Annotated in this window: 19 protein-coding genes; 8 read left to right on the forward strand and 11 right to left on the reverse strand. The window is 63.0% G+C overall.

The window, feature by feature from the left end:
• A partial coding sequence (locus tag ATE59_RS18070) for a hypothetical protein (protein ID WP_197409187.1) occupies positions 1–925 on the forward strand: 925 nt, incomplete at its 5' end.
• Between the two features lie 561 nt (positions 926–1,486).
• Here ATE59_RS18070 and ATE59_RS17660 read toward each other — a convergent pair.
• The 5 genes from ATE59_RS17660 to ATE59_RS15355 form a co-directional block, all read right to left on the reverse strand.
• Positions 1,487–1,798, reverse strand: coding sequence for an excalibur calcium-binding domain-containing protein (locus ATE59_RS17660; protein ID WP_231737438.1), 312 nt, complete (start codon positions 1,796–1,798; stop codon positions 1,487–1,489).
• A 170-nt stretch (positions 1,799–1,968) separates the two neighbouring features.
• Complete coding sequence (locus ATE59_RS15340; RefSeq protein WP_058813177.1) at positions 1,969–2,400, reverse strand: hypothetical protein; 432 nt, start codon at positions 2,398–2,400, stop codon at positions 1,969–1,971.
• Positions 2,397–2,678 carry a hypothetical protein gene (locus ATE59_RS15345; RefSeq protein ID WP_058813178.1) on the reverse strand — a complete coding sequence of 94 codons (282 nt, stop codon included), beginning with the start codon at positions 2,676–2,678 and terminating at the stop codon, positions 2,397–2,399. Before ATE59_RS15345 ends, ATE59_RS15340 begins: the two co-directional genes overlap by 4 nt.
• Before the next feature lies 1 nt (position 2,679).
• Complete coding sequence (locus ATE59_RS15350; protein WP_058813179.1) at positions 2,680–2,862, reverse strand: hypothetical protein; 183 nt, start codon at positions 2,860–2,862, stop codon at positions 2,680–2,682.
• A 2-nt stretch (positions 2,863–2,864) separates the two neighbouring features.
• Entirely contained in the window at positions 2,865–3,242 is a 378-nt protein-coding gene (locus ATE59_RS15355; RefSeq protein WP_058813180.1) for a hypothetical protein, read from the reverse strand.
• Between the two features lie 58 nt (positions 3,243–3,300).
• On the opposite strand from ATE59_RS15355, the gene ATE59_RS15360 reads away from it, so the two are divergent.
• Positions 3,301–3,612, forward strand: a complete 312-nt coding sequence (locus ATE59_RS15360; protein WP_156416813.1) for a hypothetical protein — start codon at positions 3,301–3,303, stop codon at positions 3,610–3,612.
• 116 nt (positions 3,613–3,728) lie between these two features.
• Here ATE59_RS15360 and ATE59_RS15365 read toward each other — a convergent pair whose 3' ends face one another.
• Complete coding sequence (locus ATE59_RS15365) at positions 3,729–4,781, reverse strand: TIGR00341 family protein (RefSeq protein WP_058813182.1); 1,053 nt, start codon at positions 4,779–4,781, stop codon at positions 3,729–3,731.
• A 329-nt stretch (positions 4,782–5,110) separates the two neighbouring features.
• Here ATE59_RS15365 and ATE59_RS15370 point away from each other — a divergent pair, with 329 nt between their 5' ends.
• Positions 5,111–5,527: a DUF2946 family protein gene (locus ATE59_RS15370; protein ID WP_058813183.1), complete on the forward strand. Its 417-nt coding sequence runs from the start codon at positions 5,111–5,113 to the stop codon at positions 5,525–5,527.
• A gap of 140 nt (positions 5,528–5,667) precedes the next feature.
• Positions 5,668–7,785, forward strand: a complete 2,118-nt coding sequence (locus tag ATE59_RS15375) for a TonB-dependent receptor (RefSeq protein ID WP_058813184.1) — start codon at positions 5,668–5,670, stop codon at positions 7,783–7,785.
• Positions 7,786–8,012: 227 nt separating this feature from the next.
• On the opposite strand, the gene ATE59_RS15380 is transcribed toward ATE59_RS15375, so the two are convergent.
• From ATE59_RS15380 to ATE59_RS15400, 5 genes are all read right to left on the reverse strand, one after another.
• The gene (locus tag ATE59_RS15380) at positions 8,013–8,660 is read right to left on the reverse strand and encodes a peroxiredoxin (RefSeq protein ID WP_058813185.1); all 648 of its coding nucleotides are present in this window, start codon (positions 8,658–8,660) and stop codon (positions 8,013–8,015) included.
• 170 nt (positions 8,661–8,830) lie between these two features.
• Positions 8,831–9,568 (reverse strand): ABC transporter ATP-binding protein, encoded by a 738-nt coding sequence (locus tag ATE59_RS15385; protein WP_058813186.1) that lies wholly within the window; start codon positions 9,566–9,568, stop codon positions 8,831–8,833.
• The gene (locus ATE59_RS15390) at positions 9,561–10,763 is read right to left on the reverse strand and encodes an ABC transporter permease (protein ID WP_058813187.1); all 1,203 of its coding nucleotides are present in this window, start codon (positions 10,761–10,763) and stop codon (positions 9,561–9,563) included. Before ATE59_RS15390 ends, ATE59_RS15385 begins: the two co-directional genes overlap by 8 nt.
• Before the next feature lie 10 nt (positions 10,764–10,773).
• Positions 10,774–11,919: an efflux RND transporter periplasmic adaptor subunit gene (locus tag ATE59_RS15395; protein WP_231737442.1), complete on the reverse strand. Its 1,146-nt coding sequence runs from the start codon at positions 11,917–11,919 to the stop codon at positions 10,774–10,776.
• Positions 11,920–11,945: 26 nt separating this feature from the next.
• Entirely contained in the window at positions 11,946–12,548 is a 603-nt protein-coding gene (locus ATE59_RS15400) for a TetR/AcrR family transcriptional regulator (protein WP_058813189.1), read from the reverse strand.
• Between the two features lie 229 nt (positions 12,549–12,777).
• Here ATE59_RS15400 and ATE59_RS15405 point away from each other — a divergent pair, with 229 nt between their 5' ends.
• The 4 genes from ATE59_RS15405 (at position 12,778) to ATE59_RS15420 (ending at position 15,789) form a co-directional block, all read left to right on the forward strand.
• The gene (locus tag ATE59_RS15405) at positions 12,778–13,020 is read left to right on the forward strand and encodes an SOS response-associated peptidase family protein (RefSeq protein ID WP_269434540.1); all 243 of its coding nucleotides are present in this window, start codon (positions 12,778–12,780) and stop codon (positions 13,018–13,020) included.
• An 85-nt stretch (positions 13,021–13,105) separates the two neighbouring features.
• Positions 13,106–14,083: a 3'-5' exonuclease gene (locus tag ATE59_RS15410; RefSeq protein WP_231737444.1), complete on the forward strand. Its 978-nt coding sequence runs from the start codon at positions 13,106–13,108 to the stop codon at positions 14,081–14,083.
• A 270-nt stretch (positions 14,084–14,353) separates the two neighbouring features.
• Positions 14,354–14,854, forward strand: a complete 501-nt coding sequence (locus tag ATE59_RS15415) for a hypothetical protein (RefSeq protein ID WP_058813192.1) — start codon at positions 14,354–14,356, stop codon at positions 14,852–14,854.
• A gap of 86 nt (positions 14,855–14,940) precedes the next feature.
• Positions 14,941–15,789, forward strand: coding sequence for a hypothetical protein (locus tag ATE59_RS15420; protein ID WP_058813193.1), 849 nt, complete (start codon positions 14,941–14,943; stop codon positions 15,787–15,789).
• Positions 15,790–15,898: the final 109 nt, after the last annotated feature.

Raw genomic sequence — 15,898 nt, forward strand, 5'->3', positions numbered from 1 at the left:
TTTGCTCGGGGCGAAAGTTGCGCCATATCAGACTGGCAAGCTCGGACTTGAGTTGGATTTATCGCGGCTCGATGCTTCCGAGGCCGCACGTGTGCAGGCCATGGATGACAATGCCCGCCGCGCGGCGCTCTCGGAGCGCCATCGCAATGATCGTCGACGTGCTGCAGATATTGCAGCGGCAGCGGAGGCCCAACAGGCGCAGCACCAGCGAGCGTGGAATGATTTCGTGGAGGAGCTCCGCATGAAGCGGCGCTACATTGCGATCAAGGACGGAAAGCCGGTGTGGCGTCCTGCAATGCTTGGCCGCCATGGACTTGAACGCTCCGCAATCCTGCCGACGGAACTCGAGCGCAATATTCAGGAAATTCTGCAGCGGCAGAGGAGTGAAATCTCCCAGATTTCTCAATATTGCAGGTCGTCACCGGGCAGCATCCGCAAGGTCGGAAACAAGTGGACGGTCACTGAAAGCGCACCGCTGCAAATTCGCAACCTTGTCAGAGCTTGGGAAGAAGAACCCATGGTCCAGGCGGCATTGGAACGTCTGGCGCATACGCCACCTCAGCCCCAACATAATCCGATTGCCACGACCTTGCTTTCACCTCCACCATCTAAAGAAATGTCTGCTGTCCCACCTGATCGATCAACGACGGGCGGCGCAGGAATTCCTGGGGACGAACTTTCTTCTGCAGCTGAACGGTCCATTAGCCCTCCAACGCCGCCGCAAAGCCTGTCGCCCTACGAACTGACGCTGGTTGCCGCGGCCGAAGCGCGTGCAAAGCACGATGCACGATGGCGTCGTTCACGGCGCCTCGATATGCCGGATCCATCGAATGCGCTGGGTTCACCGAGCGAGCGAAAGCATGACCTTAAGGAGCCGAGAAAGAGCCTCCGCCCATTCCCGCCCGGCCTAGATTTCGGGCGGTAGACAACCATAACTCCTTGACCGTCCCTTATCACCACGGCCGTTAATTGTGGGAGGGCCTACTCAGGAATTGCTGCCGCTCGTCCCGTGGCTCTACAGTCGGCGATTGCCTGTTCGCGGGCGTCGCAAAGTTTGATCGCTGACATTTTGAGGCCCCAGACACCTTTATGAAGGGCTGGGCAGAAGCACTCCAGATCGTCTCCCTCCAGATACCACACAGCGATGGGGCAACTGGTGCAAGCGGCTTCTGGCTCATGGATCGCATAGCGCGGGTTATCACTCTTTCGGTCCGCCTCCAGCATTTTGAGCGTGGGACTGACGTAATCGCTCGAGAGCGTTGCGAAGGATCCGCGGTCAATGCTCATTACTTGCCGTCCAACTCCTCGGTGTCCGCTCTTATCGGCAATCGAAATTAAAAGTCCGTTTCCCATTCTGACGGTGCACGCATGTGACCGGGATGGAAAAGCGGCCGCGAACGCGTGTCCTGCAACTGAGCGATGGCTAGGAAACAGGGCGTCGCGCCACGACGATCATCGGCTACATTCCCAGCATGTTTCTGGATTATCATTCGCAACCGATGCCGTCGCCATCGCGATCGAGCCGCGGCGCATAGCCGGGATCGCCGATGCGAACAGGAGCAGCGCCAGCCGCCCGTGCTTCCCGACAATTGCGAAACGGACGACTTCCGAAGGCCCGTTGCGGTTCGTCGGAGACAAAGCTCTGCGGCTGGGGCGCAAAGGGATCGGGCACGGCATAGGAGGCGCTGGGATCGAAATTGGCTGGCGCCTGGCCAACAAAAGCCTGGGGTGCCTCGTCTGCGCTACGCTTCGGATCTTCGCTGGACAGCTTGCCGGCAACGAACGCGAACAGCGCCACGAGCGCAATCGTTCCGATGTTGGTGTTGCCCCTCTTGCCCATGCCGGAAGACTGCCACGAAGGGGTTAACGAGTCGATTCAGCCGAAAAGCCGCCCCCAGAGAGCATAGGCGATGCTGCCGAGCACGGCGACGGCAAGCGCCAGGCCGATAGCGACGGTGGCGCGGTCCTTCATGGGCAGCGGTGTCCCTGCCAATAGCGGTCCCACCTGGCTGCATATCCGTCGCGCACCATTGCGCAGGAAAGATCCCCCGACTTCGGCGACACGCAAAAGGCCGCTGTCCGGGTTCCCCCGGCGCCGCCTGCGGAGCGGCAGCGCATCGTCGGGCCGCTGACCTTCACATGGCCGGTTCGCAGCTTGCCCTGCGGCGTGCCAACGAGCCCGGCGAGATGATCGCGGGCTGCAATGGGGTCGGCAGCCGGGCAGGGATGGCCGGGACGGCACGAGCCATCCATTTCGCGCGCCGCGATGCCCGACAGGCGAACGTGCGGCCCCTCTGCGCACCAGATCGGCCCGTCGCCATCCCAAACGGCCGTGGGCGTGCAATCGAAGGATTGGCCGGCAGGAACGACCGCGGCGGCCAGAACAAGCGCAACTATCATTTCGGCTCGCACCCCTCAGGCCAAGGCTCATCGACGCCGAATTTCATCGGCGCATATCGCGGCGTGCATCGCGGATCGGTCGGGGCATAACCAGCGCGGCAGACAAAGCTGCTTTCATTATCGATCTGCCGCAAGATGAGCGCGCTCAGCTCGCTGACGTTCCTGTCTTCGCGCAGTTCCTCGATCGGATGCTTGCCCTTGCCATTCTTGCCCGAGCGCATCGTCTTGATGGCCACCGAAATGCAGATGCCGAGATAATCGCGGTCGACGCGGTGCATGTCAGTCCTCGACCAGGCTGGCGCGGATATTGCCTGCCTCGACCTGCAGCGCGTTCGCGCGAGTGCGCGCGTCGCCGCTGCCGGTCTTGCGGGCATAGGCCAGAAAGCGGTCGGCGCGGCGATCGAGATAATCTGCGATGCGCTCGGCTTCAGAAGGGCCGTTATGTTCGATTTTCGCTTCCATGATCACGCCGCGACCGACAGATCTTTGCCGGTGGCGCGCTCTTCGGCGAGCACGGCATCGGGGACAGTGACGATGATGCCGCCGGTGCGAGGTCCGACGCCGCGCGCCGCGAAGACGGCGGCCGCCGCATCCACCGCGGCGCCATAGGCATCGACGTGGGCCGGATCAACGCCATGGTCGGCGAAGGCCGGTTCCCCTCCGTCTAGCTGGCCTTGATCGTCCATGGCTTCGAGGCGCCCCTGCGAAAGACAGGCTTGCAGCGGCGACACGCCCAGCGCGTCCAGCCGGGCGAGCGCGGCGGCGGCGGCTTCGGCAACGATTTCCGGCGCCACATCGCCCACGTCGCGCAGCTCGATCCGCTCTGAAATCGCCTTCATCATCACACAACTCCGATTCGTCTGTTGCTCAAATGTTCCACCGATGTTCTCATTTGGCAAGATGAGTCGAGAGCTAGTGAACCCCATCCGCGACCTGTTCGACGCGGCCGTGCGGCACCGGACGATCAAGGTGTCGTGCCGGTGCGGCAATGTCGGCATCTTCGATCCGCATGCGCTGTGGTGGCTGTTTGAGCGCCGGGGCTGGAACGACCGGCTGGGCGACGTCCAGCGCCGCATGCGGTGCCTGCAATGCTATGTCGCCAAGCGAAAGCGGACGCCCGCAGCGATCGAGCTGAGCAACGAGAACCACACGCGGCAGTTGCCGATGCCCGATATCAGCGAGTGGAAGCGGCAGCTTCGGCGGAGGCGGTGATGTCCGAAATTAGGTGGTTGTCTGACTTTCCGCTAATGGCACGGTTGCCTCAAGTGCGCCTCGGTAATCGCTATGAAGAACTGGAAACCCTTGGCCTTGCAGATCGCAATAGCAGTTCACTCTGCGGGCGCGATATTGCCGATCAGACTGTCCCAAGAGCCGATGTCGAGAAAAATAGTCCCGGCCATCATCGACATGAGCAGGGTTAGGATCAGCAACCACACCAGAATGATGCTTGCTGTCATCCGCCAGCTCTTGGGCGGGAGGCCTTGGAAGAGAAATGTCAGGATACCTGCCACGTTTACGCATACCAGGTTGACCGTGAATAGGAAAAGCGCGTTGGCGCCAGCAGCAGGATATCCAGCGCCTGTATAGATGCCTGCAGCGGTCAACGGGGGAACCAGCGCAACCGCCACCATCACGCCAACCAGGGAGAGCGATGCCCCTCGGCTGAATGCCAGCACCCCGGCACCGCCGCATGCAAGGGCAAGGGCAACGTCAGAGGGCTGGACCAGCGTCCGATTGCGCAATTCTGGGGTCAGAGGGTCGATCGTCGCGATTACACCAATCGCAATGCCCGCCAAGACAGCGAGAGCGCTGCCAACGGCCAGCGTGACCATTGCCTGACTGCCTAGCTTCCAATTGCCCACCGTCGCCGCCAGCGCGAGGCCCATCGTGGGGCCAAGCAAGGGCGCAATGATCATTGCACCGATAACAACGGCCGTTTGCCCACTGCGCATCCCGAGACCGGCAATGATCGCCGACAACGTGACAGTCAAAAGATAGGACGGGCGCAGCTTGAGGCTGTCCTCGATATCGTCGTAGATTTCGTCCGTGCTCAGGCGATCTCGGCTGAAAAAGCGCTCCAGCCATGTGGGCGGCGGGAGATCCCGAGAAAGCGGCAGTTCGGTATCGGCATTTTCCTGCAGAGGCGGCAGCACGGCCTCGAGCTCGGCTACATATGTCGTGAACGAAGGGATGTGGCCAAAGGCCTCGTCGAGATCTACGAGTAGCCGTTCGGTGTAGCGCTGCTGGACGATGCAGGAATACTTTTCATGCTCACCGGGCACACTCTCGCGCCGAAACCGCCGTGTGTGGCGCGGCAGGATGGTCTCCAGCTGCCCTATTTGACTTTCAGGCAGAAAAATTTGGACGATGCGCGCTGGCATGGGGGGCTATCAAGACTCCGATTGTGAGGTTTAAGCGTGGCATCAAGTCGAACTTCTATAATGAACGATTGCCTTAGTTCGCTGGGCAAACGCCATCCAAGATGCGACGGCGATCTCTCGATCCCATTCCGGCATAGCGTTCAAAGTGAGGCGTTTCATGCCGAAAATCCCGATTGCCAGCAAGCCTCTGAGGTTTGCAATTGAGGGTCTGGTGGGGATAAGAAAGTCAGCGCCGAGTGCGTGTTTTTTTGGGCAGATGGCACGCTTAAGGGTATCGGCGAATATCTTCGCGCCGTTGCAATCTCTACGCTGAAGGCTAAGGGGCGCGGATGTCTGGCTTTCGTGTCCACATTTTGAAGCATGCCCGGCTCACGCTTGTGTGGCTGGCGTTGGCACTGGCAGCGAAGGCGCTGGTGCCTGTAGGCTTCATGCTATCAGTTACCGGAGAACGGATTCTCACGGTGACGATCTGCGCCGATGCCAGCGGCGCGCTAAGGCAGATGCAGATTGCAATCCCGAACGAGGACGACACGTCCGGCGGTCAGCCGAACGCGGCTGACACCGGCCAACACTGTGCATTTTCCGGGCAAGGCCATGCCGCGGCCGACGGGGCTGATCCGGTGCTCCTGGCCACCGCATTTGCCTTCCTCGTTCTCCTTGGCTTTGCGCCGCTACAGGCACTCCCGCCGCGCGATATTGCGTTCTTGCGCCCGCCTCTGCGCGGGCCGCCGTTCGCACACTTCTGAACGCTACTTGCTTCGCGCTGCGGGTTCAATTCGGCAGCGGGAAACCAAGGGCGCACGTAACCCGCCAAGGCAGAGCCCCGCCTCCGCCTTCGCGTCGCGGCGCTTGCCGCCAGACCCGTTTGGAATTGGACAAATCACCGATGAATATCACCCGACTGATCCGGGCAAGCCTGCTTGCCGGATGCACTCTTGCTGCCGTGCCCCCCGCGCTGGCCCAAGACGCTACCACACCGCACGCGCCCGAGGATAAGCTCACCGACACTATCATCGTGACCGCCAGGCACGATACGATAGCGAGCGATGCCGTCGCCGCGTCGCGCCAAATCGCGCTTCCTGCTGATGCTGCGGCGATTGCCGCGCGTGTGGCCGGGGGCGACATCTACGGCAACGGCGCGCTCTCGGGCCAGCTCTCCTATCGCGGGTTGGCGGGCGAGCGCGTGCTTGGCCGCATCAACGGTCAGCGCTTCGCTACCGGGGGCCCCAACGCAATGGACCCGCCGCTGCACTACGCACCCTCGATTCTGATCGAGCGCATCGATATTGCCCGTGGGGTGGCACCGGTGGCAGAGGGCCCCTCACTCGGCGGAGCGATCAATGCCAAACTGGTGCAGGCGCAGTTCACCGACAACGCCAGCATGAGCCCACAAGTGCGCGTGGCGAGCCAGTATCGCAGCGTCGATGACAGCTATGCGTTGGGTGGTCTCGTCGCACTGGCGAGTGAGCAATGGCGCTTCGGCCTCATCGCCAGCCGCGAACAGGGGCATGACTACCGCTTCCCGGGAGGCACCGCGGATGGCACCGCCTTCGAGCGCAACCTCTACGGCGTCCACGCGGGTTTCCGTGCCGGCGCGGGCGAACTCTTTGTCGAATATCGCCGCAGCGAGACCGACCCGTCCGGCAATCCTCCGTTTGCGCTCGACATGGTCTATTTCAATACCGACTTTGTGCAAGGCGGCTTTCGGGGGCAGATCGCCGAAGATGTCGGCCTGACAGTGCGGCTAGGGCATGTCGCGGTGCGGCACTTGATGGACAACCAGACATTGCGCCAGCCCCCCGCTGCACCCCCACAAGCCCGGGCGACCTTTGCCGATGCCGATACGATCACGGCGGAATCGGCGCTGCGTTTCGGGGGTTCCCGTGCCTATTTGGAAGTGGGCGCAGATGTAGAGATCACCGATCGTTTCGTGACCATCACGAACCCGACCAATCCGGCCTTCTTCATCGACTCGCAACCCAATGTCCGCTCCGAACGGATAGGGGCCTACCTGCAATGGCGCGGCAGAGCGGGTGCAATGCAGTTCGAAATTGGTGGGCGATTCGACCGGACCGAGCAATTGGCGGGCACCCCGCAGCTAGGCGTCGCGGTGCCAATGGGGCCGCGGGGGCTGGCAGCTGCGTTCATTGCGTCTGGCCGGACCGCCCGCGACACCACGGTCGATGTCGTGGCGCGGGCATGGATCGAGAGCGGCGCATTTATCCCGCGCATCACCCTTGCGCGCAAAACCCGCGTGCCAAGCGTGCTTGAACGATTTGCCTGGCTGCCGACCGAGGCCAGCTTTGGGCTTGCAGATGGCAATATCTATGTTGGAAATCAGGCGCTAAAGCCTGAAGTCGCGTGGATTGCCGAAGTGGGATTTGACTGGGAAACCGACTGGTTGTCGCTGCGCCCGACGGTCTATTATCGCCGGGTGGACGATTTCATCCAGGGCACCCCCTTTGATGCCACGCCGGGAGTAATCAACAGCCCTGTCGAGATGGTCGCAAACATGAACGGCGATCCCACCCCGCTGATGTTCCGCAACACCGATGCCGAGCTTTACGGCGCCGACCTCGACTTTTTGGCGCGTCCGCTCGCCAGCATCGAACTAGCAGGCACGGTGAGCCTCGTGCGCGGGCAGCGGCGCGACATTGCCGATAATCTCTACCGCATCCCGCCTGCGAATCTCAGGCTTTCCGCCACCTGGCTCGCCGGCGCGCTGTCGCTGGGTGCCGAGGTGTTTGCTGCAGCGGATCAGAACCGGATATCAGGGACCAACAGCGAGCTTCCCGCCAAGGGCTATGCCACGCTCGGTCTGTTTGCCCGCTATGCCTTTACAGAGGGTCTCGCAATAGAGGCCGGGGTGGAGAACCTGCTCGACAAAAAATATGCCCCCCATCTTGCCGGGCGCAGTCGCGTGGGTGCCTCGGATGTTCCCGTTGGCGAGCGCCTGCCGGGAGTCGGGCGCGGGGTCTGGGCGCGGCTGACGGCGCAGTTCTAAGGTCGCGCTCTGCGAAGGCCGACTGCTTCCCTGCCGGGAGGGCAGGTAGGGGAGCAGTCGGCTGCGCTCGACCCAATGACCGTGATGTTGACGTCAGCGCTCATCGGTCACCGCGCCTGCCTGCTGCACGATCTCTGTTGCGGCGGCAATGACGGGGTCTGACATGAGCATTCCTTTCCTGACGGGTTCCCGGCGGCGCCTACGCGCCGCCGGTTGCCTGGCCTTGTTCAGAGGGTCTTGGTGCTGAAATACCAGTCGACATAGTCGTAACCTTCACCGGCGCGGGCTTCGGCTGCCGGGGCGGTCTGCGGCGGGGGGATGATTACCTTGTCGCCGGGCTGCCAGCCTTCGGGCGTGGCGACCTTGTTGACGTCGGCCGTCTGCAAGGCCTGCATCAGGCGAACGAACTCGGCGATCGAGCGGCCGTTCGACATGGGGTAATAGACCATGGCGCGCAGCATGCCTTCGGGGTCGATGAAGAAGGTAGCGCGCACGGCCTGGGTGTCGGATGCCCCCGGGTGAACCATGCCATAGGCGGTCGCCACCTTCATCGAGATGTCCTCGATGATCGGGAACGGGATCTCGACGTCGAACTTCTCCTTGATCGATCGGACCCAGGCAATGTGGGCGTAGTTCGAGTCGATCGACAGGCCCAGCAGCTCGGTGTTCATTGCCTTGAATTCATCGGCATGGCGGGCAAAGCCCATGAACTCGGTCGTGCAGACCGGGGTGAAGTCGGCCGGGTGGGAGAAGAGGACGAGCCACTTGCCCCGATAGTCGGCCAGTGTGCGCTGGCCATGCGTGGTCTTGGCGCTGAAGTCGGGTGCCGGCTCATTGATGCGCGGCATGGCGGGAGCGGTGATGGTGTCAGTCATTATGGCCTCCTTATTGGCTGAGGTCATCACTATCTCAATTTAATAAATTAGATAATGCGAATATTTGACACAGAGTAATCGACGCAGTCGATTTGATGGTGGGGTGTCCCGCGAATCGCCAAAAATGCCTTGCTGAGCTGTGGTAGCTGATCTGGGATTCGCGCGTCACTTTATGATTTCCCCGCATCTTCGCGGTTCTGGTCCGCGCCTGGGCGGCCTGCCGGAGCTTCCTCGACCGTGATGCCGTCGCGGATGTTATAAAGGCGGGGAAAGGTCGGAATGATCTTTTCATCATGGGTGACCACGATGATTGCGGTCTCGAACTGCCGGGCCATGGTGCTTAGCAGGTCGACAACTGCGAGCGCGCGAACGCTGTCGAGCGGCGCGGTCGGCTCGTCTGCGAGGATTACCGACGGGCGGTTGACTAGGGCGCGGGCGATTGCGACGCGCTGTTGTTCGCCGCCGGAAAGCTGAGATGGCATGGCCGCTGCACGGTGCGCCACGTCGAGCGCCTCCAGCAGGTCACGCGCTTCCTTTCGGGCCAGGGCGTTGGGCTTACCGGCCAGCATGGGAAGCAGCGCGACATTGTCTGTCACGTCGAGGAACGGGATCAGGAAGGGCGCCTGGAAGATGAAGCCGATCAGGTCGCGGCGCAGGGCGCGCAGATCGCCCACTTTCCAGCCATCGTCGTAGATCACTGTGTCGCCGATGGTCATGCGGCCCGACGTCGGTTCGATCACTGCGCCCAGGCACTTGAGTAGGGTGCTCTTGCCGGAACCCGACGGCCCGATCAGGCCGACGACCTCGCCTTTGGCAACCGACATGTTGACGCCGCTCAAGGCGTGGACGGCAGTAACGCCCCGGCCATAGGTCTTGACCAGGTTATCGATGCGGATGCCGTCAGCCACCGATGGCCTCCGCCGGGTCGACCTTCAAGGCTGCATGGATCGCCAGCAGGCTGGCCAGCGAACAGATCGCCATAACCGCAACGAACCCGCGCACCGAATCCGCCGGCAGCAGCAGCACGTATTTAGGAAAGAACGGCGCCCAGAAGGTGGCGGCAATCTTGCCCACGGCAAAGCCGATCAAGCCCAGTCCCAGCGCCTGTTGCAGAATCATGGCGGCAATCGTGCGGTTGCGCGTGCCGATCAATTTCAGGACGGCGATCTCGCGAATCTTGCCAATGGTCATGGTGTAGATGATGAAGGCGACGATCGCGGCGCTGACGATCGCGAGGATCACCAGGAACATCCCGATCTGCCGCGCCGAATTGGCGATCATCTTGTCGACCAGGATCTCTTCCATCTGCGCGCGGGTATAGACCGTCACGCGCTGCCAGCGCCGGATCCCGGCGGCGACGGTTTCAGGGTCGGACGCTGCCGCCACGGTCACCAGCACTGCGTTGACATTGGTGCTGTTGGCCTGCGTGGCATTTACCGCCTCGGCCACGGCGGGATTGCCTGGCGGGTTCAGTGCTGGGCTGGACGCCGTGCGTGCCCGCTGGCGGACAATGGCGTCGCTGTCCTTTTCAAACTGGGCTTCCTGCGCATCCTTGAGCGACAGGAACAGCATGGGATCCCCGCCGGACGACACCATCCGACTAGTCAGGCCGACAATGCGATAGGTATTCCGGCGCACTTTCACCTGATCGCCCATGGCAAAGCCCGTCTTCACATCGGCCACGGCCTCGTAATGGCCCTGCACGATCCGGCGCCCCGCCATTAGGTGCGGGGGCTGGCCCGGCTCACCCGGCTGGGTGACTTCTGCCCCCACCACCATGACCCGCACATCCTTGCCCTGATGCGCGATCTGCATGGTCAGATAGGTAACGCCTGCCGCCCGGTCCACACCGGCCATGGCGCGGATGGGGCGTTCGGTATCCTCGTTCAGGCTGGAGGGTTCGGCATAGGGGCCCAGCGTGTCCTTCTGCACCACCCACAGGTCCGCGCCGCTGTTGTCGAGCAGGGCCTGGGCATCATCGATCATGCCACGATAAACCCCGGCCATCGACAGGGTGACGCCGATCAGCAGGCCGAGTCCGACGCCGGTGAGCACGAACTTGCCCCAGCCATGCAGGATGTCGCGGCCGGCAAGGCTAATCACGGCAGCCCCCTCATGGCAGCTTGTCGACCACCGTGATTCGGCTCGATGCGGTCAGCGGCCGATCGCTGTGCAGGATCACTTGATCGCCCTTGGCAAGGCCATCCAGCACTTGCACCCAACCGCTGGGATCTTCCACGCCGAGCTTCAGGGCGACGAATTCCAGGTCGCCGTCGCGCAAGGTCCATACGCCAACGTCGCTACCGATGCGGTGAATGGCCGCATTGGGCACCGCGAGCGTGCGCCCGCGTGCCGGAAGGGCAATGGTCACTTCGGCGAGTTCTCCAATCGGCGGAAGGCCCGCGCCCGTATCGAAGGTCACCTTGGCCAGGACTTCTTCGGTCACGGCGTCGGCCACCGGCTCCACTCGTAGAACCGATCCACGCATGGGTGTGTCGATCCGCGAGCGCAAGACGACGCGTGCAGGCAGACCGGCGGTAATTCCGCCCGCGCGGGTCTGGTCGAACCGCGCATTGATCCAGAGTTCCACCGGATCGACCACTTCGATCACGGCCTGCCCGGCCACTACCGTCGTCCCCGGTTCGGCAAGGCGGCGCACGACCAACCCAGCCTTGGGCGCAACCAAGCGCAAATTCGCCTTCTGCTCCTGCAGGGCTGCACGTTCCGCCGCGGCGCGGCCGCGATCCTGCACAGCTGCCGAACGGTTGGCCTGCGCTGCGGCAAGTGCCGCCTCGGCGCCTGCCAATGCCTGGCGCCGCTGATCGAGTGCCGCGCGGGTCAACCAGCCGCCGCGAAACAGCTGTTCGCCGCGGGTGGCCTCGCTGCGGGCTAGGGCCAGGCGGGCACTGGCATCGGTGACTTGCGAGGCAGCCGCCTGTTCCAGCGCGGCAGAGCGACCGGCGCTGCCCGATGCAGCGGCAATGCGCTGATCGAGGTCGACCGGATCGATCAGAGCCAGCACTTGTCCGGCCTCCACCCGGTCGCCCACGTCAACGGCCAGACTTGCGACGCGGCCCGGCGCGGTCGGGCCGATCCGGTGCGTATAGCGCGCTTCGACCGTCCCGATCCCGAACAGGGCTGGCGCTATCGCGCGCTCTTCGATCCTGGCCACCGTGACTTTCACCGGCGCGAGCGGCCCGGAGCGGACAGCCACGAAAGCAAGCAGGAGCGCCAGCACGGCCAACACCGCAACCAGCATCAGGGCACGACGGCTTTGCGGAAGGGCTATGCGCATGGCGCGGCTCCCAGGCTTCGGCGGAACAGGTCGAACAGGCGCCGTGCAAGGATGGGCATGGCCGAGAAATCGTCGATTGCGAGGCATTGCATGACCATGCCTTGCACCATGGCAAGAAACAGCACGGTCGCGGCCTCGACATCGATGGCCTCAGCGATCTCGCCTGAATCGCGCGCAGCATGAAGCGCCTGCGCTACCCGCGCCCGATATCCGGCCATCAACTGGCGGGCGATGGCCTTCGTCGGGGTATCGCCGGCGCGCTGCAGCTCGCCAAACAGGACGCGGGGCACGCCCGGTCGTTCGATTACGAATTCGACATGCGCGGCCAGCATCGCATCCAGTCGGACGAGCGGGGGACTTTCCGGCAGGCTGTCGAAGCGGTGGTTCAGTTCAGCGCAGGTCCATTCGAGCACGGCGGTCCAGATCGCCAGCTTGTCAGGGAAATGGCGGAACAGCGCGCCCTGGGAAACCCCCATGGCCGCTGCGATCTGCCCGGTGGTCAACACCGCCGGATCTTGGGTTGCGGCCAATTCGATGACGGTCGCTACAGCCTCGGCCCGGCGTATTTCGGCAGAAAGGTAAGGGCGGTTCATGGCGCTACACTGCAATAAAAAAAGCGATTGGTCACTTTTTTTATTCAATGGCGCCGCTGTGGTGCGCCGATCAACTCTGGAGACCCTGCGATGACCGATGCCGCCCTCATCATGCCGATGCCCGCAAATATGAAGGCTGGGCGGGCGAGTTCGCCCGTGTTCACGGCGATGATCACGGGCCTATAGCTGATCTGAGGGAGCAGGCTGACCGGCAGGCCCCCCGCCGGGAATCGCGGACAGGAGAACCGTCACGCGGGGCAACGCCTATACCGGCGTCATGGTCGACGCGACCGAAGAGCTGTGGGACATCCACGATCGCATGCCGGTGATCCTGCACCCCGACGATCACGACGCATGGCTCAACGCGCCGGCAGAGGAAGCCATGGCGCTGGTGCGCAAATACCCCGCCGATCGCCTGACGGTCGAGCGCACCGCGGATCCGTGGTTCAAGAAGCAGAATGCGCAATCCTAGTCTCGGAGCCTGAACGGCGTGCCGTGCTATCTGCTCTGAACTGAAGCCTTGTATCGCCTTATGGCGGATCACGCATGTGACCGGGATGGAAAAGCTGCCGCGACCGCGTCTCCTGCAGCCGGGTGAAGAGGGGAGGAAAAGCCTCGCCTCCGCTCGGCGGGTAGCCAACAGGAAGAAATCCATGACCATCCAAAACGACGCTGCCTCGTTCGAGGCGGCGCTGCGGCTCTGCGCGTCGTGCGCGGATGTCCGCATCCTCCGCCGCGTGCGGCCGATTGCCGAACTTGTGAACGACGGACCGCCAATTGGTCGGACGCGGCGCATAGCGATCGTCGATACCGAAACAACCTCGGTGGATGTCCAGACCGCCGAGGTCATCGAAATCGCCGCCGCAGTGGTGCTGGTCGATGAGGCCGGAGAAATCCGCGCCATCGATACAGCGCTTCGCGGCCTCCGCGATCCCGGTGTTCCGATTCCGGCCGAGGTGCAGCGGCTCACCGGAATATCGGATGACGACGTTGCGGGGCGGGCGCTTAACGTGCCGCGCTGGGAAGCCCTGCTCGGCGGCTCTGACCTGATTGTCGCGCACAACGCGGCCTATGATGCTCCCATTGTTGAACGCCTGTTGCCCGGGATCAAGGGGCATGCGTGGGCCTGTTCGATGCGCGAAATCGATTGGGCGGCGCATGGGTTCGATGGCGCCAAGCTCGGTCACCTCCTCATGCAGATCGGCTACTTCAGCACCGGGCACCGGGCGGACGCCGATGTGATCAGTCTCGCGCATCTGCTGACCTATTGTCCGGACGGCGCGCGCCCGCTGATCGCGGAGCTGCTTGCGCGGGCAGCGCAGCCGTCGCTGCGGATCGAGGCAACGGGCGCGCCGTTCGACAAGCGCCATCTCCTCAAGGCGCGCGGCTATCGCTGGGATGCGCGCGAGAAAGTCTGGTGGCGCGAGATCGCCGAGGCTGCGCATGAGACTGAGGCGCTATGGCTTTCGCGCGATGCGGAACTGCGCGCAACACCGCGCGTGCGCCAGCTCAGCTGGCACACTCGTTATCGGTAAAGGGGGGAGGCCTCGCTGCTCAGGTCGCGCGAGCAGCGAGGCCAGCGGGCGTTCAAATCCACAACGCTCGCATGAACAGGAGGTCGCAACCTCTCCGTTCCCAGAGTGGCCGTAGCCTCCAATTATAAAATTAGGGTAAATCAACAGCCTGCGGCCGTTGCTGGCGCCTGCAGGCGCCAGCCTCCGCCGATGCGGCGGGATTGAGCACCGTGAGAGAGCGGAAAAAGGCTCCGGCCAAAGCGGCCGTCAACCAAGAGTAAGGAATACAGCATGAACGACACCATGATGCAGGCGCTGCAGCAGGAGAAACACGCCTGGGCTCTGCGCCACGAGATGGGCTTCCCGGCGGACCACAAGCTAACGCCGTCAATCGAATTCGGCACCGGTGGCGCGATCGACGGTGGCATCGTGCGCGAACTGGTTCTCCGCGCGATGTTGCTGGGCCAGGACGTCATTTATGCGGGTCAGGCACCCGCCGGCTTGTCCGGGCCGCGTGAGTATCTGGCCGTTATGCGCAATCAACATTTGATCCACATCTTTCGCTGCCGCCCCTGGTCGGGCGACAGCAATGCGCCGGTCATCCTGGTGTCGGAATGTGGAAAGGTTACGATCCGGCTCGGCAACGATGGCGCGTTCGAGTGTTTGGCGGGAGCGCCCTCCGACATCGCGGGCGGACATTGCCGCGCCTTGGCTCGCATCGAACGCGTCGCCGCCGAGACGCGCACGCGTATCAAGACGCACATGTTCCAGCCGCGCTCCAGCGACGATTAGTCTGGGTCGGTTCCGGCACCCATCATTCTCAAAACGACTGAACATCGCGGCAGGTCGAGCTTGCCGCGCATTCCAAGGAAATTTCCATGAAATACGAACCCCGTATCGGCGTTGAACGCCGACCGCGCTCCTATATCGTGCTGGACGTCGAGTCCGCCGTCATCGATGAAAGCGGCCATCGCCGTTACCAGGCCACGGAGCGGTATAGCCCCGGTAACGACAACAACCAGCCCACGCGCCGCGGTTATACGCGCAGCGAAGATCCGCTGACTTGCCCGCGCTGGGTGTTCCAGACCATCGTTACCGCGTCTGTGATGGTGCTGACCGAGCATGCCGACGGTAATCTGGACATCGCGCAGTTCGTGACGTTGAGCCAGCCGGACCATGACGAGCGGGCGATCGTGTCCGGCCTGTTCCAGCTGCTGCAGACCTGGCCAGACGCCGAGCTCGTCACGTGGGCGGGGATGGTGCACGACATTCCGCTGATCATGATGGCGGCCTACAAGCATGGCCTGACCCTTCCCCGCGGCTGGCGCTGGCTGTCGTTCGGCGGCAACGATCCTGTTCGCCACCTTGACTTCGCTCGCATCGTGACCGGGGGGTTCAAGATGAAGCCGATCCATCTAGCCGAAGTGTTGGCCGCACTTGATATCCCGGCCAAGATGACGGCGCCCGCGTTCGCAGTCACGGGGCTCATTTACGCGGGCGAGTGGGACTCCGTGCAGCAAGCCTGTGAATGCGACACCATTGGCGTTGCGTTGCTACTCGCACGCTGGCGGCGGTGCCACGATGGTCGCGCCGATATCAATGTCGCGACGGATCGCCTCCTTCGCCGGATAATCGAATTGCGCGAGGGGCGTGGCTATGTCGCAGAACTGCAAGCGCGGCGACGACGGTTTCTGGCTGAAGCCACGCGTCACATGATGGCGGCCTAGTCTATATCCCGTAAGGGGATCTCGAGTGGGCGAGATATTCTCGTCCACTCAATTTCTGATTTCAGGCGATCAATGGTCAGGCACCGAACCATGAAGCACTTTGCAATGC

It is taken from the genome of Sphingopyxis sp. A083, assembly GCF_001468495.1.
In the GTDB taxonomy this organism is placed as follows: domain Bacteria; phylum Pseudomonadota; class Alphaproteobacteria; order Sphingomonadales; family Sphingomonadaceae; genus Sphingopyxis; species Sphingopyxis terrae.